This is a genomic window from Pilimelia anulata (assembly GCF_014647895.1).
In the GTDB taxonomy this organism is placed as follows: Bacteria; Actinomycetota; Actinomycetes; order Mycobacteriales; family Micromonosporaceae; genus Pilimelia; species Pilimelia anulata.
In genome coordinates this window covers 191,160-213,362 of the sequence record NZ_BMQB01000007.1, presented here as the reverse complement: position 1 = coordinate 213,362, position 22,203 = coordinate 191,160, and the positions used below count along the sequence as shown (strand labels likewise).

Genomic DNA, 22,203 nt, shown 5'->3' with positions numbered 1-22,203 from the left:
TGTCCCCGCTCCCTGACCCCATCCTGCGCCATCGCTGAAAGAAACCCGGGAGCCGCCGGACCCCGGCGGCGCTACGCGGCGACGGCCAGGTGGACGGCGGCCTCCGCGGTGGCCGAGAGGGCGCGCCGGTCGGCCTCCGGCGTCGGGTACAGGGCGGGCTGGAGCGTCAGTGACACCGCGAGCGCCCGCCCCCCGGCGACCCGGCGCAGCGAGTCGACGAAGCTGTCCTCGCCGATGAACGCCGGCTCCCGGGTGGGCCCGTCGGCGGCCGCGTACCGGACCCGGACCGGCAGCACCGGCACCCCCGCGTCCAGCGCCGCCTGGAACAGCGCCGGCCGGAACCGCCCGCCGACCGGCCCGCACCAGGTCGTCCCCTCGGGGAAGCAGGCGACCGGCGCGCCGGACCGCAGCCGGTCGGCCACCGCCGCGACGACGCCGGGCAGCAGCCGCGGCCGGGACCGGTCCAGGAACAGGGTGCCGCCGCGCACCGCCAGCCAGCCGAGCAGCGGCCAGTCGCGGACCTCCCGCTTGGCGATGAGCCGCGCGGCCGGTACGACGGCGAGCAGCGCGACCACGTCCAGCCAGGAGACGTGGTTGGCCACCAGCAGCGCCGCCCCGCGCGGGGCCCGCCCCCGGACGGTGAGCCGGACGCCGAGCGCCCGCAGCACCGCCCGGGCCCACCGGCCGACCAGCGCCGGCCGCCAGCGCGGCACGGCCATCGGCGCGAGCAGCGGCAGCGTGACCAGCAGGACGCCGGCGAGCGCCAGCAGCCGCCACCCGCCGCGGCCGGGCGCCGGCGCGCTACCGGCCCGGCAGCCGGCGCCGCACGAGGAGCGCGGCAGCCAGAGCGAGCCGCCGCCGGGCGCGTGGCCCGCCGGCGCGACGCTCACCGCGTCGCGCCGAGGAAGTGCCGCCGGTACCGCGGGTCGATGCGGTCGACGGACAGCAGCACGTACAGGTCGGCCACGCCGAACGCCGGGTCGTACGCGGGCTCGCCGCAGACCCACGCGCCGAGCCGCAGGTACCCGCGCAGCAGCGGCGGGATCGCCGCCCGCCCGGCCCGCTCGTCGGCCGCGGCGACCGCCGCGGCGACGCCGGGCTCGGCCAGCCAGGGCCGGCGCGGGGTGACCCGCATGGCCGCCGGCCCGAGGTGCTTGGCGGCGATCGCCTTCCAGACGGCCGCGGCGGCGTCGGTCCCGCCGGGCCCGTTCAGCGGTACGGACGCGCAGCCGCCGAGCCAGCTCAGCCCGTGCAGGTGCAGGTACCGGGCGATGCCGGCCCAGATCAGGTTGATCACCGCGCCGGACCGGTGGTCCGGGTGGACGCAGGAGCGGCCGGCCTCGACCACGTACGGGCGCAGCCCGTCCAGCCGGCTCAACTCGAACTCGGTGTCGGCGTACCGGCCGCCGGCCCGGGCCGCCGCCTGCGGCGGCAGCATCCGGTAGGTGCCGACGATGGCGCCGGTGCTGTCCTCGCGGACGACGAGGTGGTCGCAGTACGCGTCGAACTCGTCGACGTCGATCCCGTCGGCGTCACCGGCCAGCGTGGCGCCCAGCTCGTCGGCGAACACGCGGTGCCGCAGTTGCTGCGCCGCGGTCACGTGGTGCGCGTCGTCGGTGAGCAGCAGGGTGTACCCGCTCGTGCGGGTCGGGGTGGTCAGAAGAACTGCCATACGTCGATGGAAAGCGTCTGACCTGCCGAAACGATGTCGATCGGGATGCGGCCCGGCGACGGCTGGATGAACGGCGGTACCGTGCCGGGGTGCGCATACCCGGACGTTTCAACGGCCCACCCGACTCCGCCAACGGCGGCTGGACCGCGGGCCTGCTGGCCGCCGCCCTGAACCCCGACCCCACGGCCACCGCCACGATCACCCTCCGCCGGCCCCCGCCCCTGGACACCGACCTGACCATCGGCCGCACCGCCGGCGGCGGCCTGACCCTGACCCACGGCGAGACCCTGATCGCCGAGGCCACCCCGGCGGCCGCCGTCACCGACCCGGTACCCCCGGTCGACCCGGTCGCGGCTGCGGAGGCGGCGACCCGGTACCCCGGCAGCACCGACCACCCGTTCCCGACCTGCTGGGTCTGCGGGCCGGGCCGGGCCGCGCGCGACGGCCTCCACCTGACGCCGGGCCCCCTCCCGGACGGGCGCACGGCGACCCCGTTCACCGCCCCGGACGACGTCACGCCGACGCACGTCTGGGCGGCCCTCGACTGCCCCGGCGGCTGGTCGGTCCTCACCCCCGGCCGCCCCTACGTGCTGGGCCGCATGACGACCACCGTCACCGCGGTACCGCGTCCGGGCGAGCAGTGCGTGGTGGTCGGCACCTGCCTCGCCACCGAGGGCCGCAAGGCGCGGGTCAACACCACCCTGTACGACAGCTCGACCACCCCCCTCGCCACCTCCACCGCGGTGTGGATCGCGCTGTGATCCCGGCGGGCACGGGCAGGCGGTTCCGCCGGGGGCGGCGCGCCGTCCGTGGGCCGGGAAAGGTGCGGGAAATCGGATGATCAAGAGCACGGGGTCCGCGGCGGTGGCAGCGGCGGTGGCGCTGGCCGGATGCGCGTCCTGCTCGCTGTCGACCGGGTCGGACTTCTTCGACCGCGCGGTGGTGCCGCACAGCGAGGTGAAGCTGGGCGACGCGGTGATGGCCTTCTTCGTCGGGCCCCAGAACTCCGAGATGTTCACCCCGATCGGGGAGGTGCACGAGCCGGGATACCTGATTCTGGTCAACGGCGACGGCTCGTTCCGCGCCGTGCGGACCAAGCGCATGGACATGATGAGACCGGCGTGGTCGGACCACGGCCTGTACTTCACCGACGAGAGCAGCGACTACCACCTGACGGCGGCCGGGCTGCGGAAGACGGACAACCCCAAGACCACCGCGCAGAACCTGATGTTCGCGCTGCCCGCCGGCGGGGCGGTGGGCGTCCACAACGGCGGGGGCGACAGCGACCGCGGGTACAACAACCAGGTCGCCGCAATCACCGCCGACGGCTCCCGGCTGCACGACGTGCAGGGCAACTACTTCACCGGCGCGCTCTGCGGCGGTGAGATTTTCGGGCTGGCCGACAACACCGGCACCCACGCCGCCGAAGCGTCCGCCTCGCCCGGCACCACGGCCGACCCGGCCGCGCGGCCGCAGATGCTGGCCCGGCTGTACCCGGCGGAGAGCGGCGAGAAGGTCATCGCCTGGCGGCCGTTCTTCAGCGGCAGCACCGTCATCGGACAGGTTCCGTGCCGCAACGGCGTGCTGGAGTTCCTATCCGAGGACGGCAACGGCTCCGGCATCGCGCGACCATCGATCGTCTCCTGGGACACTCGTACGGGCAGGGCGCGGATCCGCCCGTTGACCTTCGCCGACGGCACCGAACCGAGTTCGGACGACTTCGACTACGCCGTACAGGATCTGCGCGGCAACCAGCTGCATTGGGTGAACGGCGACGGCCGGGTCTTCTCCACCGACATCGCCACGGGCCGGACCACCACCCGCTTCAACACCGGCCTCGCCACCGGCGTGCACGACATGCAGACGCTCTACGCCTTCTCCGCCGGTCGGCTGCACACCGTCAGCACGATCCGGGAAGCGAAGGGCAACCTCACGTACACCGTGTTCGACCGCACCGGTGGCGAGATCGTACGCAGGGTCGACATCCCCATTCCCCACACCGAGATCAGCATCTCCTACCTCAGCCTGTCGCACATGGCGGCCCGCCCGGACGCCTGACGGCGGTGCCGGCCGCCGCCCCTCCCCGCCCGAGCACACGAAAGAACACGCAACAAGTCCAATCAACCGAGATCCACCACCAACCCCGACAACCCACCTAGGCTCCACGACAACCCCGCGAGAGGAGCCGGATGTCCGACGGCAGGATCACCGTCACCAACCTCACCAAGCGCTACGGCCAGCTCCCCGCCGTCGACAACCTCTCCTTCACCGTCGAGCCCGGCCGCGTCACCGGCTTCCTCGGCCCCAACGGCGCCGGCAAGAGCACCACCCTGCGCATGATCCTGTCGCTGGCCCGCCCGACCGCCGGCACCGCCACGATCGACGGCCTGCCGTACCACCGCCTGCCCACCCCGATCCGCCGCGTCGGCGCCGTGCTGGAGGCGTCCAGCGCCCACCCCGGCCGCTCCGGCCGCGACCACCTGCGGGTGATCTGCGTGGCCGCCGGCCTGCCGGCGAGCCGCGCCGACGAGGTGCTCGCCACGGTCGGCCTGAGCCCCGCCGCCCGCCGCCGGGTGAAGGGCTACTCGCTCGGCATGCTGCAGCGGCTCGGCATCGCCGCGGCGCTGCTGGGCGACCCGCGGGTGCTGATCCTGGACGAGCCGGCCAACGGGCTGGACCCCGAGGGCATCCACTGGCTCCGGTCGCTGCTGCGGTCGCTGGCCGAGCAGGGCCGGACCGTGCTGGTCTCCAGCCACCTGCTCGCCGAGATGCAGCTCCTCGCCGACGACGTCGTGATCATCGCCGCGGGCAGGCTGGTCCGGCAGGGGCCGGTGGGCGAGGTGGTGACGGCGGCGCAGCGGCCGGCGCTGCTGGTCCGGACGCCGGACGCCGCCGAGCTGTCGGCCGCGCTGCGCGCCGCCGGGGCGACGGTGACCGCGGACGGGGCGGGGGCGCTGCACGTCACCGGCGTGGACGCCCCGATCGTGGCCCGGACCGCGCTCGCCTCGCGCATCGAGGTGCACGAGCTGACCCCGGAGGCGCCGGACCTGGAGCGCGCCTTCCTCGATCTGACGGCCGGACGGGCGGACGTGCGATGAGACTGCTGCGGGCCGAGCTGCTGAAGCTGCGGACCACCCGGCTGTGGCTGGTGCTGTCGGCGGTGGCGCTGGTGATGTGGGCGGTGGCGCTGCTGTTCAACGCGCTGATCGTCCGGGCCGACCGGGACGTCGAGGTGCCGGACCCGAGCGCCGTGCTGGTCGGGTACCTGAACTACTGGACGTCCGGGTACCTGGTCAGCATGACCGTGGCGCTGGTCCTGGGCACCACCGTGATGACCGCGGAGTTCCAGCACCGGACGGCGCTCGCGACGTTCCTGGTCAGCCCGCACCGGACGCCGGTCCTGCTGGCCAAGTCGGCGGCGGCGGCGATCGGCGGGCTGCTGCTCTGGGCCGGTACGACGCTGCTCACGCTGGCGGCGTCGCCGCTGGCGCTGCCGGACGGCGACCCGCGCGCGGTCGGCCCGACCCACCCGGACGTGTGGCCGGCGATCGTGCTGAGCGGGCTGACGTTCGCGCTGTGGGCGATGCTCGGGGTGGGGGTCGGCGCGCTGGTCCGGCACCAGGCGGGCGCGGCGGCGCTGGCCCTGGGCGTGAACTTCGCCGGCACGCTGGCACTGGTCGCGGCGGTCGCCGGGCTGGCCGCGCTGCTCGGCGAGGGGGTGGTGCGGGCGCTGACCGCGGTGCCGGCGGTGGCCTCGGCGATGCTGGTGTTCGGCGGCGGGGGCGACGACGGGCTGCCGCCGCGCTGGGTGCTGGCGCTGGTGCTGGTGGGCTGGGCGGTGCTGGCGACGGTGGTCGGCGCGGTGCTGGTGCGCCGCCGGGACGTGGGCTGACCCGCCCCGGCCGCTGAGCCGGCACGATCGCTGGACCTGCCCGACCGCTGGGCCGCTGCGATCGCTGGACCGCCCCGACCGCCGGGCTGACCGGCGCGGACTGCCCGGTCGGGCAGGACCGCGCCGCGGGGCGGGTGGCGGGTGCCGACGCACCGGCACGGCGCGTGACGCGCAGGCGTAATCTGGTACCGACTTTCCGACAGTGAGCGCCCGGGTGCGGGGTGGCCGGACGCTCGCACCACCGCCACCGGTGGTCGTATCGCGAGGAAGAGGCGTACCGGCTGTGTCGACCCAGCAGAGTTCGCAGGACAATCCACTGGCGGGTTTCGGGACGAATGAGTGGATTGTCGAGGAGATGTACCAGCGGTACCTCACCGACCCCTCCAGCGTCGACCCGGCGTGGCACGACTTCTTCGCCGACTACCGGCCGGTAACGGACGGCCATCGCAGCGCCACCCCGACCGCCGCCAGCGCGGCGACCGCCGCGGTCGCCGCCGCCCGGGCCGGTACGGCCGCGCCCGCCGCCGGCGCCGCGGTGGAGCCCGCCGCCCCGGCCGCCCCCAACGGCGCCGGGACGCCGGGCGCGACGATGCCGACCGCGCCGGCCCCGAAGCCCGCGCCGGCCGCCAAGGCGCCCGCCGGCGCCGGGGCGCCCGCCGCGCCGAGCGGCGCGGCCACGACGCCCCTGCGCGGCGTCGCCGCCAAGATCGTGCAGAACATGGACGCGTCGCTGGCCATCCCGACCGCGACCAGCGTCCGGGCGGTGCCGGCGAAGCTGCTGGTGGACAACCGCGTGGTGATCAACAACCACCTCGCCCGCGGCCGCGGGGGCAAGGTGAGCTTCACCCACCTGATCGGGTACGCGATGATCCGGGCGCTGGCCGCCCACCCCGAGCTGAACAACTCGTACGCCGAGGCCGACGGCAAGCCCGTGCTGGCCCGGCCGGAGCACGTGAACCTCGGCATCGCCATCGACCTGGCCAAGCCGGACGGCTCCCGGATGCTCGTCGTGCCGTCCATCAAGGGCTGCGAGCAGATGGACTTCCGGCAGTTCTGGCAGGCGTACGAGGACGTGGTCCGGCGCGCCCGCAAGGGCGAGCTGACCATGGAGGACTACGCCGGCACCACGATCAGCCTGACCAACCCGGGCGGCATCGGCACCGTGCACTCGATGCCGCGGCTGATGGTCGGCCAGGGCACGATCATCGGCGTCGGCGCGATGGAGTACCCGGCGCCGTACGCCGGCATGTCCGACGAGCGCCTCGCCGAGCTGGGCGTCAGCAAGGTCATCACGCTCACCTCGACGTACGACCACCGGATCATCCAGGGCGCGCAGTCCGGCGAGTTCCTCAAGGTCATGCACGAGCTGCTGCTGGGCGGCGACGAGTTCTACGACCGGATCTTCGCCGCGCTGCGCATCCCGTACGAGCCGATCCGCTGGGTCCGGGACACCCCGGCCGGCGTCGACGGCGAGGTGGACAAGAACGCCCGGGTGCTGGAGATCATCCACGCGTACCGGGTGCGCGGGCACCTGATGGCCGACACCGACCCGCTCGAGTTCCACATGCGCAAGCACCCCGACCTGGACGTGCTCCAGCACTCGCTGACCCTGTGGGACCTGGACCGCTACTTCCCCGTGGGCGGCTTCAACGGCAAGCGCCGGATGAAGCTGCGCGAGGTGCTGGGCGTGCTGCGCGACTCGTACTGCCGCCGGGTCGGCATCGAGTACATGCACATCCAGGACCCGGAGGAGCGGCGCTGGATCCAGGACCGGGTCGAGCGCAAGTACACCAAGCTGGACGGCCCGGCCCAGCAGCACGTGCTGAACCGGCTGAACGCCGCGGAGGCGTTCGAGACGTTCCTCCAGACCAAGTACGTCGGCCAGAAGCGGTTCTCGCTGGAGGGCGGCGAGTCGCTGATCCCGCTGCTCGACGAGGTGCTCCAGGCGTCCGCCGAGACCGAGCTGGACGAGGTCGTCATCGGCATGGCCCACCGCGGCCGGCTCAACGTCCTGGTCAACATCGTCGGCAAGCCGTACGAGAAGGTGTTCTTCGAGTTCGAGGGCCACCTGGACCCGAAGTCGGCGCACGGCTCGGGCGACGTGAAGTACCACCTGGGCCAGTCCGGCAAGTACACGACGCCGGACGGCGACTACGCCACCACCGTCTCGGTGGTGGCCAACCCGTCCCACCTGGAGGCCGTCGACCCGGTCCTGGAGGGCGTGGTCCGGGCCAAGCAGGACCGGCTCAACCTCGGCCCGCAGGGCTTCACCGTGCTGCCGGTGCTGGTGCACGGCGACGCGGCGTTCGCCGGGCAGGGCGTGGTGGCCGAGACGCTGAACCTGTCCCAGCTCCGCGGGTACCGCACCGGCGGCACCGTGCACGTGGTGGTCAACAACCAGGTCGGCTTCACCACCGCGCCGGAGTACAGCCGCTCGTCGCTGTACTGCACCGACGTGGCCCGGATGATCCAGGCGCCGATCTTCCACGTCAACGGCGACGACCCGGAGGCCGTGGTCCGGGTGGCCCGGCTGGCGTTCGAGTACCGGCAGGCGTTCAACAAGGACGTCGTCATCGACCTGGTCTGCTACCGCCGGCGCGGGCACAACGAGGGCGACGACCCGTCGATGACCAACCCGGAGATGTACCAGATCATCGACACCAAGCGCAGCGTCCGGAAGCTGTACACCGAGGAGCTGATCGGCCGCGGCGACATGACCGTCGTCCAGGCCGAGGAGCTGCTGCGCGACTACCAGGCGCAGTTGGAGCAGGTCTTCAAGGCGACCCGGGACGAGCCGGCGGCCGGCGGCCGGCGGGCCGCCCGGCCGGGCCCGGAGCCGGAGCCGGTGGTGCCGACCGCCGCCGACCCCGAGGTGATCGCCGCGGTCGGCCGGGCGCACGTCGAGCTGCCGGACGGCTTCACCCCGCACAAGCGGGTCCAGCAGTTGCTGGTCCGGCGGGCGAAGATGGCCGTCGAGGGCGGCATCGACTGGGGCTTCGGCGAGATCCTCGCCTTCGGCTCGCTGCTGCACCAGGGCGTGACCGTCCGGATGGCCGGGCAGGACTCGCGGCGCGGCACGTTCGTCCAGCGGCACGGCTCGGTCGTCGACGCCCGGACCGGCAACGACCACCTGCCGGTGGCGAAGCTGGCCAGCGGCAACGCCCGGTTCTTCCTGCACGACTCGCTGCTGAGCGAGTTCGCGGCGATGGGCTTCGAGTACGGGTACTCGGTGGAGAACCCCGAGGCGCTCGTGCTGTGGGAGGCGCAGTTCGGCGACTTCGCCAACGGCGCCCAGTCGATCGTGGACGAGTTCGTCTCGGCCGGCGAGGCCAAGTGGGGCCAGCAGAGTTCGATGGCGATCCTGCTGCCGCACGGGCACGAGGGCCAGGGCCCGGACCACACGTCCGGGCGGCCGGAGCGGTACCTACAGCTCTGCGCCGAGGACAACATGCGGGTGTCCATCCCGACCACCCCGGCGAACTACTTCCACCTGCTGCGCCGCCAGGCCCTGTCGCCGAAGCGCAAGCCGCTGGTGGTGTTCACGCCGAAGTCGCTGCTGCGGCACAAGCAGTGCGTGTCGGACGTCCGCGACTTCACCGAGGGTACGTTCCAGCCGGTGCTGGCCGACCCGGCCCTGGCCGACGGCTCGGTGCGCGCGGCCGACGTGCGCCGGGTGGTCCTGTGCACCGGCAAGATCTTCTACGACCTGCTGGCCGCCCGGACCGAGCGGGGCGTCACGGACACCGCGATCCTGCGGATGGAGCAGCTCTACCCGCTGCCGGTCGAGGAGCTGCGGGCGGCGCTGGCGGAGTTCCCGAACGCCGACGACGTCGCCTGGGTGCAGGAGGAGCCGGCCAACCAGGGCGCCTGGTCGTTCGTGGCGCTCAACCTGCTGGAGCACCTGGACGGGGTCCGGCTGCGCCGGATCTCCCGCCCGGCCGCGGCCGCGCCGGCCGGCGGCTCGTCCAAGTCGCACGAAGTGGAGCAGCGGGCGCTGCTCGAAGCCGCGCTGCCGAAGCTCTGACATGTACTTCACCGATCGCGGCATCGAGGAGCTGGCGCAGCGGCGCGGCGAGGAGTCGGTCAGTGTGGAGTGGCTCGCGGAGCGGCTGCGCGACTTCGTGGACCTGAACCCGGAGTTCGAGACGCCCATCGAGCGGTTCGCCACCTGGCTGGCCAGACTGGACGACGACGAGGACGAGTGAGACGCGACGAGGGCGCCCCGGCCGGGGCGCCCTCGGGTGCTTCGTACGGGTGGTCGGCGCTCAGACGAGCGCCCACACGATCAGGCCGATGACCACGACGGCGGCGACGCCGACGCCGACGAACAGGCCGACGGGTGACTTCTTCTCCGGGGCGGGGGCGGGAGTAGCGGCGAACGCCCGGAACTGGGCGGTGTTGCCGCTGGGGTCGTTGTACATGTCCGGCATGGCCACGACCATAGCGTTCGCCGGCCAGCGGGGGTGCGCGACCCGGCGCGCCGCGCCCGGATTAGCGGTGACCCGGCTCACCGCCACGGTGGGGCGGGCGGCGAGTTGGGGCGGTCAGAGCCCGTGCACCGCGAACGGCTCGCCGCGCAGGTACCGGGCGATGGCCTCCGCCGGGTAGGCCAGCGTCTCGGCCGGGATCCGGGCGGCCGGGAACCAGCGCAGCTCGGCGCACTTGTGCGGCTCGGCGTTGACCGGCTCGCCCGTCCAGCGGGTCGCCTCGAAGAAGACGCCGACCCGCGGCTCCTCCCCCGGGTCCGCGTGGTGGACGAGCTGGACGAAGCGCAGGTCCGCCGCCGCCAACCGGAGGCCGATCTCCTCCTCCGCCTCGCGGATGATGCCCGCGAGCAGCGATTCGCCCTTCTCCAGGTGCCCGGACGGCAGGTGCCAGTGCCCGTCGGCGTAGCCGGTGTTCCGGCGCAGGCCCAGCAGGATGCGTCCGTCCCGGACCAGAATGAGATGGACATCAACAATCGAACGGTAACGATCCATCTGCGAACGGTAACGGCTGGCGGGCCGGTACGGTACCGGGATGCCCCCTGCCGCACTGCGCCCGATGACGGCCGCCGACGCGCCCGCGATCCTGGCCCTCAACGCCGCCCACCTGCCCATGGTCTCCGCCCTCGACGCCGGCCGGCTGGCCCGGTTCCGGGACGAGTGGGGCCGGGTCGACGTGCTCGACGCGGGCGGGGCGTTCGCCGGGTTCGTGGTGACCGTCGAGTCGGGGACCACGTACGACTCGGTGAACTACGCGTGGTTCGCGCAGCGGTTCGACCGGTTCCTGTACCTGGACCGGATCGTCGTGCACCCCGACTTCCGCCGGCGCGGGCTCGCCGGGCTCGCGTACGACGGGGTGGAGGCCCGGGCCGCGGCGTACGGGCGGCTGACCCTGGAGGTCAACCTCATCCCCCGCAACGACCCCTCGCTCGCCTTCCACGACGCCCGCGGCTACCGGGAGATCGGCCAGCAGGGCGATTCGGCGTACCGGACGTCGATGCGCGTCCGCGACCTCGACCCCGCCGGCTGAGCCGGCCCGCCGTGCCGGCGCGCCACAATGGCGGGGTGACCCGCCCGCTCGCCGCCCTGCTCGCCGGCCTCCTGGCCGCCGCCGGCCTCGCCGGCTGCACCGACCGGTCCGCCCGACCGGCCCCGCCGGCCGCCGCCGCGCCGCGGCCGTCGCCGACCGCCGCGCCGCTGGCCCCGCGGGCGCTGCCGGCCGGCGGGTACGCCGTGGCCACCCGCGAGCTGACCGTCCGCCGCGGCGAGCGCCGGCTGCCGGTGACGCTGTGGTACCCCGACGGCGCGGCCGACGCGGCGCCGTACCCGGTGGTGCTGTTCAGCCACGGCCTCGGCGGGCTGCCGGCGGACTACCGGCCGCTGCTGCGCCGGTGGGCGGCCGCCGGGCTGGTGGTCGCGGCGCCGACCTATCCGCGCACGTCGCGGGGCGTCGAGCTGTCCCCGCTGGACGTGCTCGCCCAGCCGGCCGACGCGAGCGCCGTGCTGGACCGGGTGCTCGCGCTGAACCGGGCCGGGGGCCACCCGCTGCACCGCCGGCTGGACGCCGACCGGGTCGCCGCCGCCGGGCACTCCGCGGGCGGGATCACCACGATCGGCCTGTTCACGCTGCGCCGGGACGCGCGGCTGCGGGCGGGCGTGGTGCTGGCCGGCGGGACGCTCGGGGTGAACGTGGCGTACGCGGGCAGCCCGGCGCCGATGCTGTTCGTGCACGGGCGCCGGGACCCGATCATCGAGTACGCCGACGGGAAGGCCGCGTTCGACGCCGTCCCGTGGCCGAAGGCGCTGCTGACGCTACCGGACGGTGATCACGGAACCACGCTGCGCACCGGGGAGGGCGCGGCGTTCCGGGCGGTCGCCGACGCGACGCTGGCCTTCCTCCAGTGGTCGCTGTACGGGTCGGACGGGGCCCGGGCGGAGCTGGACCGCGCCGACCGGACGGTCGCCGTGCTCACCGACCGCCTGGGCCGCCCCTGACCCGGGGCGGCTGTCCGGCGGCGCGGTCAGGGCAGGGGCGGGCGGCAGGCGTCGTCGCGGCGGGCCGCCGCGGCCACCGCCGCCGCCACCGCGGGCGCGACCCGCGGGTCGAGCGGGCTCGGCACGATCGCGTCGGCGGTGAGCGAGTCGGCCACCACCGCGGCGATCGCGTCGGCCGCGGCCAGCTTCATCCCGTCGGTGATCCGGCTCGCCCGGGCGTCCAGCGCGCCGCGGAAGACGCCGGGGAAGGCCAGCACGTTGTTGATCTGGTTCGGGAAGTCGCTGCGGCCGGTGGCCACGACCGCGGCGTACCGGGCGGCCACGTCGGGGTGGACCTCCGGGTGCGGGTTGGCCATCGCGAAGATGATCGCGTCCGGGGCGAGGCCGCGCAGCGCCGCCTCGGGGATGGTGCCGCCGGAGACGCCGATCAGCACGTCCGCGCCGCGCAGCGCCTCGGCCACGCCGCCGGTGCGGCCCTCGGCGTTGGTGGCGGCGGCCAGCTCGGCCTTGGCGCCGGGCAGGTCGGCGCGGTCCGGGCCGAGGATGCCGCGGGAGTCCAGCACGATCATGGTCTCGGCCGGGACGCCGCCGGCGATGAGCATCCGGGCGACGGCGTGCCCGGCCGCCCCGGCGCCGCTGATCACCACGCGCAGCTCGCGCAGCTTGCGGCTGAGCAGGCTCGCGGCGTTGCGCAGCGCGGCCAGCGCGACGATCGCCGTGCCGTGCTGGTCGTCGTGGAAGACCGGGATCGGCAGCGCGGCGTCGAGCCGCCGCTCGATCTCGAAGCAGCGGGGGGCGGCGATGTCCTCCAGGTTGATCCCGCCGAACGAGGGGGCGAGCGCGGCGACCGTGGCCACGATGGCGTCGACGTCGGTGGTGTCCAGGCAGATCGGTACCGCGTCCACGCCGGCGAACTGCTTGAACAGGATCGCCTTGCCCTCCATCACCGGCAGCGCCGCCCGCGGGCCGATGGCGCCGAGGCCGAGGACGGCCGAGCCGTCGGTGACGACGGCGACACTGCGCCCCGCCCAGGTGTACCGGTCGGCCAGCTCGGGCTCGGCGGCGATGGCCTCGCAGACCCGGGCGACGCCGGGGGTGTACGCGCGGGCGAGGTCCTCGCGGCTGGTCAGCGGTACGGTCGCGGCGATCGCCATCTTGCCGCCGCGGTGCAGGTCGAACACGGGGTCCAGGGGGTCCACAGTGCCGGTGGCCATGTCGCACTTCCGATCTGTGCGGCGGGTGCCGCGGGTGTGTGGGTGATCCGCCGAGGGTAAGCGCGGGGCGCCAGCGCCGGCCGCCGACGCGCGCCGGGGTCACGCCGACGGGTGCCGTCACCCCGCCCCGCGTCGCGCCGGGCCCAGTAGAGTGCCCGGGGAGGGGGTGCGCGTGAGCCAGTTGACGACGGACGACCAGGCTATCGTCGAGGACGACCTGGTCCTACTGACCGTACCGGCGGATGTCGGCTACCTGGGGGTGCTCCGCACCGCGACCGCCGGCCTCGCCGCCCGGCTGCACTTCGCGCTCGACGAGATCGAGGACCTGCGGATCGCGGTCGACGAGGCGTGCGCCATGCTGCTGGCCATCGCGGCGCCGGGGGCCGAGCTGGAGTGCCAGTTCGCGGTCTCCGAGGACGCCCTGACGGTGGCGGTCAGCGCCCGGACCCGGTCCGGCTCCAGCCTGCCGGCGCACGCCTCGTTCGCCTGGAAGGTCCTGACGGCGCTGACCACCGACGCCGTCGCCGAGTCGGCCGACGGCGTGGCGACGATCCGGCTGGTCAGCCAGCGACAGGGCCCCCGGCCAGCGTGACGTCCGCGCTGCGGCCGCCGGGGTGGCGGTCGTCGGCGCCGCGCCCGCCCGACCCGTGCGTTCCCGACCCGTGCGCGCCCGGACCATGCCCGCCGGGGCCCGGAGCGGCCGGGCCGTGGCCGCCCGCGGCGTGCGGGTCGGACCGGCGGCCGTCGACGCGGCGGCGCAGGTACCGCAGGTGGTCGGCGACCGCCTCCTGAGCACCGGCGACGTCCCGCCCGCGCACCCGCGCGGTCAGGTCCCGGCAGTGGTCGGCGACCCTGGTCCAGACGGCGGGGTCCTCGCCGAGGCAGTCCGCGACGCTGATCCGGTGCAGCGGGCGGACGAGCATCTCGTACAGCGGGTTGTGCACGGCCGCGGCGAGCACGCCGTGGAACTGCTGGTAGTCGTCGAGCCGGGCGGGCAGCGGCGCGAGCGGGTTCACGATCGTCCGGTCGAGCTGGTTGACCTGCCGGTCGGTGCGCCGGCTGGCGGCGAGGCCGGCGCCGGGGACCTCGATGATCTCCCGTACCTCCAGCGACCGCTCGCCGCAGGTCGGCCCGGACGCGCACAGCAGATGCAGCACCCCGGCGAGCGACTCGGCCAGCCGCTCGGGGTTGGGCTCGGCCACGAAGCTGCCGCCGAAGACGCCGCGGGTGGTGATGATGAGGTGCTGGCTGGCCAGCATCCGCAGCGCCTCGCGGACGGTGCTGCGGCTCACTCCGGAGCGGCTGCACAGCTCGGGCTCGGTCGGCAGCCGGTCCCCGGGTCGCAGGATGCCGGAGGTTATCTGGGTACGCAGATCGTCCGCCAGGACCTGATAGGCCGGCGGTCGGCAGTGCGGGTCCTCGGTGTGGGGGCGCTCAGGCATCGGGATAGTTGAATCCACGAGGCGTGAGCCTAGGTCCGGGGTGCTGATCGGACGTTCGGTCACGCCGGAAATATCGCTTTAGGCACATGCCGGATCGCCCGGTTGGGTACCGACTACGACCGTCGATCGAGGCCGAGCGCCCGGGTGGTGGGCGGCAGGCAGAGCAGGACGGCGGCGCTGCCGGCGTACCCGAGGACGGCCGCGCCGACCGCCGGCAGCCCGCCGGTGGACATGTAGTAGCCGATCGAGAGGAACATGAACTGGAGCACCACCGCGAGCCCGCGGCCGCCGCCGCGGCCGGCCGCCAGCGCCCGGGCCAGGTACCACAGCAGCGCCGCGCCGGCGATCGCGAACGCGGTGACGAGCAGCGCCCCGGCGACGCTCGCCGCGGCCCGGGACAGGTCCGCCCAGAGCAGCCAGCCGGCGACCAGGGTCACCGCGACCGCCTCGCCGTACAGCAGCCACACGGCAGCGGTCAGCGTGGCCGTCGGGCGGGCGGGCAGCGGCACCCCGTCGGACGTCGGTGCCCCGTCGGACGTCGGTACCTCGGCGGACATCGGTACCTCCGGGGGCCGGGCGGGCCGGCGCGGGGCCGGCGCGGACGCCGGCACCCTACCGCACGCCGGGCGCGCCGGGCGGGCCCGCGCGGCCGGCCGCGCGCCGCGCGTGGGCACCGACCTCCCCGGGTACAGTCGGTGACCATGCGGGCCCTACTCGTGGTCAACCCGAAGGCCACCACGACCACCGAGCGCACCCGGGACGTGCTGGTCCGGGCGCTGCGCAGCGAGGTCGACCTGACCGTGGCCACCACCCGGCGGCGCGGCCACGGCGGCGAGCTGGCCCGCCAGGGCGCGGCCGACGGCGTCGACCTGGTCGTCACCCTCGGCGGCGACGGCACGGTCAACGAGGTGGTCAACGGGCTGCTGGCCGACGCCGACCCGGCCGGCGGCGGGTCCGACCGGCGGCCGGCGTTGGCGGTGGTCCCCGGCGGCTCGACGAACGTGTTCGCCCGGGCGATCGGGCTGCCCCGGGAGCCGACCGAGGGCACCGGCGCGATCCTGGAGGCGCTGCGGCTGGGCCGCTCCCGGACGGTCGGGCTCGGCCGGGCCGACGACCGGTACTTCGTCTTCTGCGCCGGGCTCGGGCTGGACGCCGCGGTGATCCGCGAGGTGGAGCGGGCCCGGCTGCGCGGCCGGACGGCGACCGCCGGCCGGTACCTGCGGGCGGCGGCCCGGCAGTACCTGGTCGAGCTGGGCGAGGAGCCGGCGCTGGCGCTGGAGCGGCCGGGCGAGGAGCCGGACACCGGCCTGGCGACGGCGTTGGTGCAGAACGGTGCGCCGTGGACGTACCTCGGCGACCGGCCGATCGACCCCAACCCGGATGCATCTTTCGACAAAGGGCTCGACGTCCTGGGGTTCCGCGGCCTACGCTCCCCCGGTTCCGCGTGGGCGGCCCTGCGGATGCTCGCCGGACCGCCGCGCGGGCGCCATGTGCTCCGCCGGCATGACCTATCGGAGTTCGCCGTTACCTCGCACCGACCGGAGCCGTTTCACTTGGACGGGGACTACCTCGGCGAACGACAGAAGGTGCGTTTTCTGAGCGTGCCGGACGCGGTGCGCGTAATCTGCTGAGAGATTGACCACGCTCAACAGCGCCGGTTAGTCGGAATTGGCGGATGCGCACCGAGCGCGCGGCCCGTCACCCGATCGACACGCAAGCGACACGCGATGGAAATGCCAGCAGGCCCGCACGAACGGTACTAGCCTTGTCACTGGCTGTTGCAGCGGACACCTCCCGATCTGCCAGCAAACAGGACATAACCCCGGTGAGTTGGCTCACCGACCGTATTTTTTTCCGAGCATCCCCTTGACATCCGGGGAGTTCGTGAAAGCATTCACAAGCGAACCGGATAGGAGCGCCGTTCCGACTGCGCCGACGCGGGTGGGACCTGACGCGCGCCGACGAACACGATCCACTTCCGCTTCCACAATCTTGCTCACGCGCTGTCGCGCTCCGGCCCCGCTCCGGGCCCGCCGACACGCGGACGCATGCGCACAGCACCACCCGCCTTCACCGCCACCGATCCACGAACAAGGAGTGTTGCCGCCATGGACTGGCGCCACCGTGCCCTGTGCCGCGACGAGGACCCGGAGCTGTTCTTCCCGATCGGGACGTCCGGCCCCGCACTCCTGCAAGTTGACCAGGCGAAAAACGTCTGCCGTCGCTGTTCCGTGACCGACCAGTGCCTGTCCTGGGCTCTGGACAGCGGTCAGGACGCCGGCGTATGGGGCGGCATGAGCGAAGAGGAGCGCCGCGCCCTGAAGCGCCGCGGCGGCCTCCGCGTCACCGCCTCCGCCTGATCCACGCAGGATCCCGTAACCCGATAGTGGTGCCCCCGGCTGAATGGCCGGGGGCACCACTGTGTCCGGCCCGCCACGGGCCGATGACCGATCGGCCTCAGCGGGCCCCGGCGCGGTCCCGGCCCTCCCCCGCGACCGGGCCGCCGGCGGCGGCCTCCGCCGCGGCGGCCGGTGCGCCCGTCGCCTCGGCGAGCGTCTCGCCGGGGGCGTCGTTGTACCCGCGCAGCGGCACCTCGCGGACGAACCAGGCCAGGATCGGCACCGCGATGGCGAACGGGAGCGCCCAGCGGAACACCTGTGAGGTGGCGTCCGCGATGGACCCGAACAGCGCCTCCCGCACCGGGGCCGGCAGCGCGCCCAGGGTGGCCGGGTCGAACGAGCCGCCCCCGCCGTCCAGCGTCGGCGCCGCCGGGCCCAGCCGCGCGACCAGGCCGTCGGCGAGCCGGTGGGCGAAGACCGCGCCGAACAGCGCCACCCCGAACGAGCCGCCGATCGACCGGAAGAACGTGGCGGTGCTGCTGGCCACGCCCAGGTCCCGCTGCTCGGCGCTGTTCTGCGCGATGAGCATCGTGGTCTGCATGAGGCAGCCCAGGCCGATGCCGAGCACCACCATGTACGCCGCGGCGGTGGTCTTGGACGTGTGCACGTCGAGCTGCGCGAGCAGCAGCGACGCGGCGACCATGAACACGCCGCCGAGGATCGGGTAGATCCGGTACCGGCCGGTCTTGGTGATCAGCTTGCCGACCAGCAGCGACGTCACCATCGCGCCGGCCATGATCGGCAGGAGCAGCAGGCCGCTGTTGGTGGCCGAGGCGCCCTGCACGGTCTGCTGGTACAGCGGCAGGAAGCTCAGCGCGCCGAACATCGCGAAGCCGAGCAGGAAGCCGACGAGGGTGATCAGGGCGAAGTTCCGGTTCGCCAGGACGCGCAGCGGCAGGATCGGCTCGGCCACCCGCCGCTCCACGACCACGAACGCCGCCAGCGCCAGCGCCGCCAGCCCGGTGAGGCCGAGGATCTGCGCGGAGCGCCAGGGGTACTCGGTACCGCCCCAGGTGGTGATCAGCACCAGCGCGGTCACGCCCACGGTGAGCAGCGCGGCGCCCAGCCAGTCGATCCGGTGCTCGGTGCGCCGCTTCGGCAGGTGCAGCGTCGCGGCGAGCAGCACCAGGACGGCGCCGCCGAGCGGGATGTTGACGTAGAACGCCCAGCGCCAGGACAGGTGGTCGGTGATCAGGCCGCCGACCAGCGGCCCGCCGACCATGGCCAGGGCCATGATGCCGGCGAACTGGCCCTGGTACTTGCCGCGCTCGCGCGGGGGCACCAGGTCGCCGAGGATCGCCATCACGCCGACGATCAGGCCGCCGGCGCCGAGGCCCTGGACCGCCCGGAAGGCGATCAGCTCGGCCATCCCGTTGCCGGTGCCGCCGAGCAGGTCGGTGCCGGCGACGCCGCACAGCGCCGAGCCGACGAGGAAGAGGACGATCGAGGTCAGGAAGACCGTCTTGCGGCCGTACAGGTCGCCCAGCTTGCCCCAGATCGGGGTGGAGACGGTCGTTCCGAGGATGTACGCGGTGACCACCCAGGAGAGGTGGCTGACGCCGCCCAGCTCGCCCAGGATCCGGGGCAGCGCCGGGGTGACGATCATGTTGTCGAGCATCGCCAGCAGCATCGCCAGCATCAGACCGGGCAGAACGGTACGGATGTTGGGTGCCGGGCCGCTGAGCGACGGCGCGGTGGTACTGGACACGGGGCAGGGCCTCCCATCGCCGGGGTCCCGGGTGATCGGGCTTCGCCCCTACTTTACTTGCCGGCCGGTAAGTAGAGTAGGGGGTGCCGGTAGGCTGCCGGACCAACCCACCCCGCACCAGCCCACCCCGCACCACCCACCCCGAGCCAGCGGAGGAGCCGTCGTGAGGGAGCGCCCGGGCGACACCCGGTCCCGGATCCGGGACGTGGCGCTCGACCTCTTCGCCGAGCAGGGGTACGAGCAGACCGCACTGCGCGAGATCGCCGAGCGGCTCGGCGTGACCAAGGCGGCCCTGTACTACCACTTCAAGAGCAAGGACGAGATCGTCGAGAGCGTGCTCGCCGACCGGCTGCGCTTCCTCGACGAGCTGATCGCGTACGGGCGGCAGCGGGAGCCCGACCGGGAGCTGCGGCGCGACGTCCTGGCCCGGTACGCCGAGGGCCTGCGCCAGCCGGCCAACCGGCGGCTCATGCGCTTCTTCGAGCGCAACCAGCCGGCGCTGCGGTCCAGCCCGTCCGCCGCCCGGCTCAAGGAGCGGATGCGGGACCTCGTCCGGGTGATCTGCGGTCCGGACGCCGGCCCGGAGGCCGAGATGCGCACCGGCCTGGCACTGTTCGCCGCCCACGCCGCCGCCCACTGGCTGAGTACCGAGCTGGACGAGGAGGAGCGGCTGCGGGTGGCCCTCGCGGTCGGCAACGAGCTGCTCGACCGCACCTGAGGGCCGGCGGCTGCGCCGCCGGCCGAGGCCACCCGCCGGGCGGGCTACTCGATGGTGGCGATCAGGTCGCCCTCCTGGACGACGTCGCCCTCGTTCACGGCGACCTCGCGGACCGTGCCGTCGCTCTCGGCGACCACCGGGATCTCCATCTTCATCGACTCGAGGATGACCAGCGTGTCCCCCTCGGCGACCTCGTCGCCGGCGGAGGCGACGACCTTCCAGACGTTGGCCACCATCTCCGCGCGGATCTCTTCGGCCACGGTCCCTACTCCCTCTCGTGGCGTGCGGGTGGGCACGCCGCCGTCCGGCGGCCGGGCGGGCCCGGCCATGCTCCGGTATCCAATCATGCGCGCGCCCGCCGCGTGGCCGGGCCGGCGGGCTGCGCCCGGCCGGCGCGGCGGGCCGCCTACGATGGGCACCGACGTATCCGCCCGGCGAGAGGAGACCGCGATGGCGAAGAAGGCTCGGAGGAAGCGGGCGCGCAAGAAGAGCGCCGCCAACCACGGCAAGCGCCCCAACGCGTGACCGCGCCGGCTCCCGCGGGCTAATCCGGCCCGCGGGGGTCGACCTCGACCTCGACGACCAGCTCGCGCAGCTTCACCCGGAGCCGCTCGCGCAGCTCGTCCGGCGCCCGCTCGGCGCCGCAGCAGCGGGCCACCAGCGCCCGCACCTCCTGCTCGATGCCGTACTCGCGCAGGCACGGCGAGCACTCGTCCAGGTGCCGCCGGATCAGCTCGCGCCGCGTCTCCGCGCACTCCAGGTCGAGGTACAGGTAGACCTCGCCCAGCACCTCGCGGCAGTCCTCGGCGTCGTCGTCGGCACAGCCAGTCACTGTCGCACCTCCTACCGCGCCGGCGCCGGGTCGACCGCGGGGGCGCGGGTGATGCCGCGCTCGGCCGCGTACTGCTCGAGCTGCCGCCGCAGGTTGCGCCGGCCCCGGTGCAGCCGGGACATCACGGTGCCGATCGGCGTGCCCATGATGTCGGCGATCTCCTTGTACGAGAAGCCCTCGACGTCGGCCAGGTACACCGCCAGGCGGAACTCCTCCGGCAGCGCCTGCAGGGCGGTCTTGACGTCGCTGTCGGGCAGCCGCTCCAGCGCCTCGGTCTCGGCGGACTTCAGGCCGCTGGACGTGTGCGACTCGGCCTCGGCCAGCACCCAGTCGCTGATCTCCTCGGTCGGCGCCTGGACGGGCTGGCGCTGGCGCTTGCGGTACGAGTTGATGAACGTGTTCGTGAGGATGCGGTACAGCCACGCCTTCAGGTTCGTGCCCCGCTCGAACTGGTGGAACGCCCCGTACGCCTTCAGGAACGTCTCCTGCACCAGGTCCTCGGCGTCGGCCGGGTTGCGGGTCATCCGCAGCGCCGCGCCGTAGAGCTGGTCGACGAACGGCAGCGCGTCGTGCTCGAACCGGGCGCGCTGCGCCGCGGCATCCTCGCGCCGGTCGCCGGGCGCACCCGCCCGGCCTGTCCTCGCCCCCGCTCGCGGCGGGGTCTGCTCGGGTTCACTCACCCGGACGTCCCCTCTCGGCTGCCGTGCCGAGGATACGCCGTCCGGGCCGGCGGAGCGCCGCGGCGGCGGGACGACGCGGATCAATCGCTGGGCGGCGGCGGCAGTGGTGGCGGGCACGATGGGCTCCTCCCCGAACGCGGTGCGCGTCCGCGGCGTACAACGGCGCCGGGGGCGCCGGCATTCCGGCCCGGACGCGCCCCGGCCCCGACGCGTCGCGCGTCGGGGCCGGGAGGATCTGGGAGATCCGCGGGGGACGCCTCCGGTCCCCCCGCATTGCCAATCTTTGCGTACCGAATAAGTCAACGATAATGGGGCATATTACGCAGTCCTCCGTTCGGGTGGCAGCCAGCTCCATCGATACAGCCAGCTCACGACCGACTCGCCCAGCCCGCTGGTGCTGAGCGCGTGCCGGTCGCCCGGGCGCACCACCAGCTCGACACCGGGCAGGACCGGCGGTACCCCGAACGGGTCGCGGTCGCCGTTGACCACCAGCGCCGGCACCGGTACGGCGGCCAGCTCGTCCACCCGGGACCGCTCGGGCCTGCCCGGCGGGTGGGTCGGGAAGGCCAGCGCCAACACCCCTGCCGCGCCGACCGCGCCGGCGGTCCGGCAGGCCACCCGCGCGCCGCTGGACCGCCCCCCGGCGACCAGCGGCAGCCCGCGCGCGGCCGCCGGCAGCAGCCCGGGCAGGGCGGCGAGGACGGCCGCCCACGCCTCGTCCAGCCGCGGCGCCGGGGCGGGGGCGCGCCGCCCGGCGACCCGGTACGGCTGGGTGATCCTGGCGACCCAGCCGCCGGCGGCGGCGACGGCGGCGGTCACCGCGCGCAGGTCCGGGGCGTCCACGGCGCCGCCGGCGCCGTGGCCGAGGGCGAGCACGCAGTGCCCGGCGCCGGCCCCGGGCGGGGTCAGGTCGAGGCGGGCGGGGCCGCTCGGGGTCGCCACGTCGTACGGTTCGTGCTCCATCCGGCCATCACAGCAGGTCGCGGCGGGTCCGGGCGGGCGGACCGGCACCGCGCGGCCGGGTGAGCGCGACGCGGCCAGCTGGTGGCGGTTGTCCGCCGCCGGTGGCGGCCCTTGCGCGTGGCCGGTGGCGGCGGGTTGCCCGCGGCCGCCGGTGGCGGGTTGTTCGCGGCCGCCGGTGGCGGGTTGCGCGTGGCCGCCGCGCGG

Annotated in this window: 25 protein-coding genes; 13 read left to right on the top strand and 12 right to left on the bottom strand. The window is 74.4% G+C overall.

Going from position 1 to position 22,203, the window contains the following annotated elements:
* Positions 1–71 precede the first annotated feature (71 nt).
* Entirely contained in the window at positions 72–890 is an 819-nt protein-coding gene (locus tag IEY94_RS16990; RefSeq protein WP_229784130.1) for a lysophospholipid acyltransferase family protein, read from the bottom strand.
* Positions 887–1,672, bottom strand: a complete 786-nt coding sequence (locus IEY94_RS16985) for a GNAT family N-acetyltransferase (RefSeq protein ID WP_189171166.1) — start codon at positions 1,670–1,672, stop codon at positions 887–889. Before IEY94_RS16985 ends, IEY94_RS16990 begins: the two co-directional genes overlap by 4 nt.
* Positions 1,673–1,761: 89 nt before the next feature.
* Between IEY94_RS16985 and IEY94_RS16980 the strand changes: the two genes are divergently transcribed.
* From IEY94_RS16980 to IEY94_RS16955, 6 genes are all read left to right on the top strand, one after another.
* Complete coding sequence (locus IEY94_RS16980; RefSeq protein ID WP_189171165.1) at positions 1,762–2,433, top strand: hotdog fold domain-containing protein; 672 nt, start codon at positions 1,762–1,764, stop codon at positions 2,431–2,433.
* Positions 2,434–2,509: 76 nt separating this feature from the next.
* Positions 2,510–3,730, top strand: a complete 1,221-nt coding sequence (locus IEY94_RS16975) for a hypothetical protein (RefSeq protein ID WP_189171164.1) — start codon at positions 2,510–2,512, stop codon at positions 3,728–3,730.
* Positions 3,731–3,861: 131 nt separating this feature from the next.
* The gene (locus IEY94_RS16970) at positions 3,862–4,770 is read left to right on the top strand and encodes an ABC transporter ATP-binding protein (RefSeq protein ID WP_189171163.1); all 909 of its coding nucleotides are present in this window, start codon (positions 3,862–3,864) and stop codon (positions 4,768–4,770) included.
* Positions 4,767–5,564, top strand: a complete 798-nt coding sequence (locus tag IEY94_RS16965) for an ABC transporter permease (protein WP_189171162.1) — start codon at positions 4,767–4,769, stop codon at positions 5,562–5,564. Before IEY94_RS16970 ends, IEY94_RS16965 begins: the two co-directional genes overlap by 4 nt.
* A gap of 283 nt (positions 5,565–5,847) precedes the next feature.
* Positions 5,848–9,588 (top strand): multifunctional oxoglutarate decarboxylase/oxoglutarate dehydrogenase thiamine pyrophosphate-binding subunit/dihydrolipoyllysine-residue succinyltransferase subunit, encoded by a 3,741-nt coding sequence (locus IEY94_RS16960; RefSeq protein WP_189171161.1) that lies wholly within the window; start codon positions 5,848–5,850, stop codon positions 9,586–9,588.
* 1 nt (position 9,589) lies between these two features.
* Complete coding sequence (locus tag IEY94_RS16955) at positions 9,590–9,769, top strand: DUF6104 family protein (RefSeq protein ID WP_189171160.1); 180 nt, start codon at positions 9,590–9,592, stop codon at positions 9,767–9,769.
* A 60-nt stretch (positions 9,770–9,829) separates the two neighbouring features.
* On the opposite strand, the gene IEY94_RS16950 is transcribed toward IEY94_RS16955, so the two are convergent.
* Together IEY94_RS16950 and IEY94_RS16945 are read right to left on the bottom strand one after the other, a co-directional pair.
* A complete protein-coding gene (locus IEY94_RS16950; protein ID WP_189171228.1) occupies positions 9,830–10,000 on the bottom strand; it encodes a hypothetical protein in 171 nt (56 codons plus the stop codon).
* A 108-nt stretch (positions 10,001–10,108) separates the two neighbouring features.
* Positions 10,109–10,543, bottom strand: coding sequence for an NUDIX hydrolase (locus tag IEY94_RS16945; RefSeq protein ID WP_189171159.1), 435 nt, complete (start codon positions 10,541–10,543; stop codon positions 10,109–10,111).
* A 40-nt stretch (positions 10,544–10,583) separates the two neighbouring features.
* Here IEY94_RS16945 and IEY94_RS16940 point away from each other — a divergent pair, with 40 nt between their 5' ends.
* Together IEY94_RS16940 and IEY94_RS16935 are read left to right on the top strand one after the other, a co-directional pair.
* Positions 10,584–11,078, top strand: a complete 495-nt coding sequence (locus IEY94_RS16940; RefSeq protein WP_189171158.1) for a GNAT family N-acetyltransferase — start codon at positions 10,584–10,586, stop codon at positions 11,076–11,078.
* Between the two features lie 35 nt (positions 11,079–11,113).
* The gene (locus IEY94_RS16935) at positions 11,114–12,043 is read left to right on the top strand and encodes an alpha/beta hydrolase family protein (protein ID WP_189171157.1); all 930 of its coding nucleotides are present in this window, start codon (positions 11,114–11,116) and stop codon (positions 12,041–12,043) included.
* 26 nt (positions 12,044–12,069) lie between these two features.
* Here the strand turns inward: IEY94_RS16935 and IEY94_RS16930 are convergent, their stop codons facing one another.
* Complete coding sequence (locus tag IEY94_RS16930) at positions 12,070–13,257, bottom strand: NAD(P)-dependent malic enzyme (protein WP_189171156.1); 1,188 nt, start codon at positions 13,255–13,257, stop codon at positions 12,070–12,072.
* A gap of 172 nt (positions 13,258–13,429) precedes the next feature.
* Here IEY94_RS16930 and IEY94_RS16925 point away from each other — a divergent pair, with 172 nt between their 5' ends.
* Positions 13,430–13,849, top strand: a complete 420-nt coding sequence (locus IEY94_RS16925; RefSeq protein ID WP_189171155.1) for an ATP-binding protein — start codon at positions 13,430–13,432, stop codon at positions 13,847–13,849.
* Here IEY94_RS16925 and IEY94_RS16920 read toward each other — a convergent pair.
* Positions 13,818–14,699, bottom strand: a complete 882-nt coding sequence (locus IEY94_RS16920; protein ID WP_189171154.1) for a FadR/GntR family transcriptional regulator — start codon at positions 14,697–14,699, stop codon at positions 13,818–13,820. The genes IEY94_RS16925 and IEY94_RS16920 overlap by 32 nt on opposite strands.
* Positions 14,700–14,812: 113 nt before the next feature.
* Positions 14,813–15,256 (bottom strand): hypothetical protein, encoded by a 444-nt coding sequence (locus tag IEY94_RS16915; RefSeq protein WP_189171153.1) that lies wholly within the window; start codon positions 15,254–15,256, stop codon positions 14,813–14,815.
* Between the two features lie 144 nt (positions 15,257–15,400).
* On the opposite strand from IEY94_RS16915, the gene IEY94_RS16910 reads away from it, so the two are divergent.
* Both IEY94_RS16910 and IEY94_RS16905 read left to right on the top strand, forming a co-directional pair.
* On the top strand, positions 15,401–16,330 hold the full coding sequence (locus IEY94_RS16910) for a diacylglycerol/lipid kinase family protein (protein ID WP_189171152.1): 930 nt from the start codon (positions 15,401–15,403) through the stop codon (positions 16,328–16,330).
* A 477-nt stretch (positions 16,331–16,807) separates the two neighbouring features.
* Entirely contained in the window at positions 16,808–17,059 is a 252-nt protein-coding gene (locus IEY94_RS16905) for a WhiB family transcriptional regulator (protein WP_189171151.1), read from the top strand.
* A gap of 97 nt (positions 17,060–17,156) precedes the next feature.
* Here IEY94_RS16905 and IEY94_RS16900 read toward each other — a convergent pair whose 3' ends face one another.
* On the bottom strand, positions 17,157–18,737 hold the full coding sequence (locus tag IEY94_RS16900; RefSeq protein ID WP_189171150.1) for an MDR family MFS transporter: 1,581 nt from the start codon (positions 18,735–18,737) through the stop codon (positions 17,157–17,159).
* Positions 18,738–18,969: 232 nt separating this feature from the next.
* Between IEY94_RS16900 and IEY94_RS16895 the strand changes: the two genes are divergently transcribed.
* Positions 18,970–19,524: a TetR/AcrR family transcriptional regulator gene (locus IEY94_RS16895; RefSeq protein ID WP_229784128.1), complete on the top strand. Its 555-nt coding sequence runs from the start codon at positions 18,970–18,972 to the stop codon at positions 19,522–19,524.
* Between the two features lie 44 nt (positions 19,525–19,568).
* Here IEY94_RS16895 and IEY94_RS16890 read toward each other — a convergent pair whose 3' ends face one another.
* Positions 19,569–19,784, bottom strand: coding sequence for a biotin/lipoyl-binding carrier protein (locus IEY94_RS16890; protein WP_268244853.1), 216 nt, complete (start codon positions 19,782–19,784; stop codon positions 19,569–19,571).
* On the opposite strand from IEY94_RS16890, the gene IEY94_RS24365 reads away from it, so the two are divergent.
* Positions 19,690–20,049 carry a 50S ribosomal protein bL37 gene (locus IEY94_RS24365; protein ID WP_373291309.1) on the top strand — a complete coding sequence of 120 codons (360 nt, stop codon included), beginning with the start codon at positions 19,690–19,692 and terminating at the stop codon, positions 20,047–20,049. The two genes, IEY94_RS16890 and IEY94_RS24365, sit on opposite strands and share 95 nt — an antisense overlap.
* A gap of 19 nt (positions 20,050–20,068) precedes the next feature.
* On the opposite strand, the gene rsrA is transcribed toward IEY94_RS24365, so the two are convergent.
* The 3 genes from rsrA to IEY94_RS16875 form a co-directional block, all read right to left on the bottom strand.
* Positions 20,069–20,356, bottom strand: coding sequence for a mycothiol system anti-sigma-R factor (gene rsrA, locus IEY94_RS16885; protein WP_189171147.1), 288 nt, complete (start codon positions 20,354–20,356; stop codon positions 20,069–20,071).
* Positions 20,357–20,367: 11 nt separating this feature from the next.
* Positions 20,368–21,036 carry a sigma-70 family RNA polymerase sigma factor gene (locus IEY94_RS16880; RefSeq protein ID WP_373291308.1) on the bottom strand — a complete coding sequence of 223 codons (669 nt, stop codon included), beginning with the start codon at positions 21,034–21,036 and terminating at the stop codon, positions 20,368–20,370.
* A 318-nt stretch (positions 21,037–21,354) separates the two neighbouring features.
* On the bottom strand, positions 21,355–21,999 hold the full coding sequence (locus tag IEY94_RS16875; RefSeq protein ID WP_189171146.1) for an alpha/beta hydrolase family protein: 645 nt from the start codon (positions 21,997–21,999) through the stop codon (positions 21,355–21,357).
* Positions 22,000–22,203 lie beyond the last annotated feature (204 nt).

Bases quoted from the DNA above. Each gene is read 5' to 3' on its own strand.
- IEY94_RS16915 (WP_189171153.1), bottom strand. From the start codon at position 15,256: ATGTCCGCCGAGGTACCGACGTCCGACGGGGCACCGACGTCCGACGGG.
- IEY94_RS16985 (WP_189171166.1), bottom strand. From the start codon at position 1,672: ATGGCAGTTCTTCTGACCACCCCGACCCGCACGAGCGGGTACACCCTG.
- IEY94_RS16900 (WP_189171150.1), bottom strand. From the start codon at position 18,737: ATGCTGGCGATGCTGCTGGCGATGCTCGACAACATGATCGTCACCCCG.
- IEY94_RS16955 (WP_189171160.1), top strand. From the start codon at position 9,590: ATGTACTTCACCGATCGCGGCATCGAGGAGCTGGCGCAGCGGCGCGGC.
- IEY94_RS16920 (WP_189171154.1), bottom strand. From the start codon at position 14,699: ATGCCTGAGCGCCCCCACACCGAGGACCCGCACTGCCGACCGCCGGCC.
- IEY94_RS16965 (WP_189171162.1), top strand. From the start codon at position 4,767: ATGAGACTGCTGCGGGCCGAGCTGCTGAAGCTGCGGACCACCCGGCTG.
- IEY94_RS16940 (WP_189171158.1), top strand. From the start codon at position 10,584: ATGCCCCCTGCCGCACTGCGCCCGATGACGGCCGCCGACGCGCCCGCG.
- IEY94_RS16930 (WP_189171156.1), bottom strand. From the start codon at position 13,257: ATGGCCACCGGCACTGTGGACCCCCTGGACCCCGTGTTCGACCTGCAC.
- IEY94_RS16945 (WP_189171159.1), bottom strand. From the start codon at position 10,543: ATGGATCGTTACCGTTCGATTGTTGATGTCCATCTCATTCTGGTCCGG.
- IEY94_RS24365 (WP_373291309.1), top strand. From the start codon at position 19,690: ATGACCAGCGTGTCCCCCTCGGCGACCTCGTCGCCGGCGGAGGCGACG.
- IEY94_RS16905 (WP_189171151.1), top strand. From the start codon at position 16,808: ATGGACTGGCGCCACCGTGCCCTGTGCCGCGACGAGGACCCGGAGCTG.
- IEY94_RS16875 (WP_189171146.1), bottom strand. From the start codon at position 21,999: ATGGAGCACGAACCGTACGACGTGGCGACCCCGAGCGGCCCCGCCCGC.
- IEY94_RS16910 (WP_189171152.1), top strand. From the start codon at position 15,401: ATGCGGGCCCTACTCGTGGTCAACCCGAAGGCCACCACGACCACCGAG.
- IEY94_RS16975 (WP_189171164.1), top strand. From the start codon at position 2,510: ATGATCAAGAGCACGGGGTCCGCGGCGGTGGCAGCGGCGGTGGCGCTG.
- IEY94_RS16970 (WP_189171163.1), top strand. From the start codon at position 3,862: ATGTCCGACGGCAGGATCACCGTCACCAACCTCACCAAGCGCTACGGC.